This window comes from Kitasatospora sp. NPDC028055, from assembly GCF_040637885.1.
GTDB lineage: Bacteria > Actinomycetota > Actinomycetes > Streptomycetales > Streptomycetaceae > Kitasatospora.
On sequence record NZ_JBEZXE010000106.1, the window covers coordinates 1 to 3,611 of the forward strand.

Here is a 3,611-nt window from a genome sequence, read left to right on the forward strand (position 1 = left end):
GTTGACGGCGGAACCCCGGACGACCGCGAGGATCTGGTGGCCGTTGCGGCGGGCGTCGGAGAGCCGTTCGACCAGCAGCAGGCCGACGCCCTCGCCCCAGGAGGTGCCGTCCGCCGACGCGGCGAAGGACTTGCAGCGCGCGTCGGCGGCCAGGCCGCGCTGCCGACTGAACTCGATGAACGTGGCGGGGGTGGCCATGACGGTCACGCCGCCGGCGAGGGCGAGGTCGCACTCGCCGTTGCGCAGCGACTGTGCGGCCAGGTGCAGGGCGACCAGCGAGGAGGAGCACGCCGTGTCGACGGTGATGGCCGGGCCCTCCAGGCCGAAGGTGTAGGACAGCCGCCCGGAGGCGACGCTGCCCGCGCTGCCCGTGACGAGCTGACCCTCGAAGCCCTGCGGCTGCTGTCGCATCAGCCGTGAGCCGTAGTCGTCGTACATGACGCCGGTGAAGACGCCGGTGCGGCTGCCGCGCAGGGTTTCGGGGTCGAGGCCGCCGTGCTCGAAGGCCTCCCAGCCGGTCTCCAACAGCAGCCGCTGCTGCGGGTCCATCGCCATTGCCTCGCGCGGGCTGATGCCGAAGAACGCGGGGTCGAAGTCGGCGGCGGCGTCCAGGAATCCGCCCTCCCGCACGTACGACTTGCCGGGTGCGTCGGGGTCCGGGTCGTACAGGCCGTCGACGTCCCAGCCGCGGTCGGTGGGGAACCCGGCGACGGCGTCGACGCCGTCGGTTACCAGTCGCCACAGGTCCTCGGGGGAGCGGACCTCGCCGGGGTAGCGGCAGGCCATCCCGACGATCGCGATCGGCTCGTCGGCCGCCACAGCGGTGGTTGGGGCCGTCGGAGCGGTGGGGTGCTCGGTCCCGGCGGGAGCGGCGAGCAGGAGGTCCGCGAGGTGTCGGACGATCGCCGAGGTGGTCGGGTGGTCGAAGACGAGGGTCGAGGGCAGGCGTCGGCCGACGGCGGTGCTCAGCCGGTTGCGCAGCTCGACGGCGGTCAGCGAGTCGAAGCCCAGCTCGCTGAACGGGCGTTCGGGGTCCAGCTCGGCGGCACCGGTGTGCCCCAGGACGGCGGCGACGTGCCGGGTCACCAACTCGCCCAACAGTTCGGCCTGTTGCGGTGCCGTGAGGCCGGTGAGCCGCTGGTCCAGGGCGGTGCCACCCGGTTCCGTGGCTGCGGCCACCCGGCGGGGCCTGGCCCGGACGAGTTTGTCGAGCAGGGGCGGCAGGGTGCCCTCGGTGGACTGTCGCTGGAGTGCCGATGTATCCAACTCGGCGGTCACCAGCACCGGTTCGGCCGAGGCGAGCGCGGTGTCGAACTGGGCGAGGGCCCGCTCGGCGGACATGCCGCGGAAGCCCTGGCGGGCCAGCCGGTCCCGGTCCGCCTCGGTGAGGGTGTTGGTCATGGTGCTGGTGTCGGTCCAGAGTCCCCAGGCGAGGCTGGTGGCGGGGAGTCCTTGGGTGTGGCGGTGGTGGGCGAGGGTGTCGAGGTAGGTGTTGGCGGCGGCGTAGTTGGCTTGGCCGGGGGTGCCGAGGGTGCCGGCGGCGGAGGAGAAGAGGACGAAGGCGGTGAGGTCCAGGCCTTCGGTGAGCTGGTGGAGGTGCCAGGCGGTGTCGATTTTGGGTTGGAGGACGGTGTGGAGTTGCTGGGGGGTGAGGGTGGTGAGGGTGGCGTCGTCCAGGACGCCGGCGGTGTGGATGACGGCGGTGAGCGGACGCTCTTCGGGGATGTCGGCGAGCAGCTCCGCGAGTGCGGTGAGGTTGGAGGTGTCGCAGGCGGTGATGGTGACGGTGGTGGCGCCGAGGGTGGTGAGTTCTTCGGTGAGCTCTGGTGCGCCGGGTGCGGTGGGTCCGCGGCGGCTGGTGAGGAGGAGGTGGCGGGCGCCGTGGGTGGTGACGAGGTGGCGGGCGAGGTGTGCGGCGAGGGTGCCGGTGCCGCCGGTGATGAGGATGGTGCCGTTGGGGTCGAGGGTGGGTGCGGTGGTGTGTGGCGGGGTGGTGGGGGTGAGCCGGGGGGCGAGGAAGTCGCCGTTGCGGAGGGCGAGTTGGGGTTGGCCGGTGGTGAGGGCGGCGGTGATGGTGTCGGGGCTGGGGGCGTCGCCGTGGTGGTCGAGGAGGGTGAAGGTGTGGGGGTGTTCGTTCTGTGCGGTGCGGATGAGTCCCCAGGTGGTGGCGGCGGGGAGGTCGGTGATGGGGTCGGTCTGTCCGGTGGAGACGGCGCCGCGGGTGACGACCACGAGGTGGGCGTCGTCGGCGCGGTCCTGGGCGAGCCATTCCTGCACGCGGGCGAGCGTCTGCTCGGCGATGAGGTGGGCGGCGGCGACCGGGTCGCCGGGCGGGGCGGTGTCGCCCTCGGGTCGCACGACCAGCACATCGGCCGTGCCGGTCGCCGGCTCCGTCGCACCGGGCACGTCGACCGGCGACCACTCCACCAGGAACGGCAGGCCCGGGTCCGCGCCGGTGCGTAGGCGCGCGGGGTCGACCGGGCGCAGGGCGAGCGAGGCGATGTCCGCGACGGGCGCGCCCGTCGTGTCGGTGACGGTGATGGCCACGCTGCCCGTCCCGGCGGGCGAGAGCCGCACCCGGACACCGTCCGCGCCGACGGCGTGCAGGGACACGCCGCTCCAGCTGAACGGCAGGACACTCTCGGGGTGGTCGCCGAGCAGACCGAGGGCGATGGGGTGCAGTGCGGCGTCCAGTAGGGCCGGATGCAGGCAGAAGCGCTGGGCCGCGGGCTGCTCGGAGTCGGGGAGGGCGACGGTCGCGTAGACGTCGTCGCCGAGCCGCCAGGCCGCGCGCAGGCCCTGGAAGGCCGGTCCGTAGTCGTAGCCCCTGGCGCTCAGGCGCTCGTAGGCGTCCGTGAGGTCGATCGCGACGGCTCCGGCGGGCGGCCAGGCGGCGGACTGCGGGGGCGCGGCCGTGGGCGCGGTGGTGGGCGCTTCGGCGGTGAGCGACCCGCCGGCCCGGCGGGTCCACGGTGTGTCGCCCGAGGCGTCGGTCGGACGGGAGTAGACCGCGAAGGTTCGGCGGCCTTCGGCGTCGGGTTCGCCCACCACGGCTTGGAGTTGGACGGCCTCGCCGGCGGAGAGGACGAGCGGGACCTCCAGCGTGAGGTCCTCGACGTGCCCGCAGCCGACCTCCAGCCCGGAGCGGAGGGCCGTCTCCAGGTAGGTGGTGCTCGACAGCAGTACGGTCCCGTGCACGGCGTGGTCGGCGAGCCACGGGAGGCCGGTGGTGGACACCTGGCCGGTGAGGATGTGCCCCTGGCCGTCGGCGAGTTCCACGGCGGAGACGACCAGCGGGTGGTCCGTGCCGGTCTGCCCGAGGGCACCGGTGCCCGTGGCCGCGGGGTGCAGCCAGTACGGCGCGTGCTGGAACGGGTACGCGGGCAGGGGCGGGCGCGGGCCGGTGTACGGGGTGCCGGCGACGGGCAGGCCCGCGATCCTGCCCTGGGCCAGGGCGGTCGCCAGCTGCGAAGGACCGCCGTGGTTGCGCCGGAGCGTGGCGATCGTGGCCACCGTGGTGTCGGTGGTGTCGGCGGTTTGTTGGATGGGGGTGGTGAGGACGGGGTGGGGGCTGGTTTCGATGAAGTGGGTGTGGCCGGTGTGGAGGAGGT

General features: G+C 73.7%; 1 protein-coding gene. It reads right to left on the reverse strand.

The annotated features are described in order from the left end of the window. Nucleotides 1–3,611 (reverse strand): type I polyketide synthase (locus AB0F71_RS39785; RefSeq protein WP_360246183.1); only part of this gene is annotated, 3,611 nt, incomplete at both ends.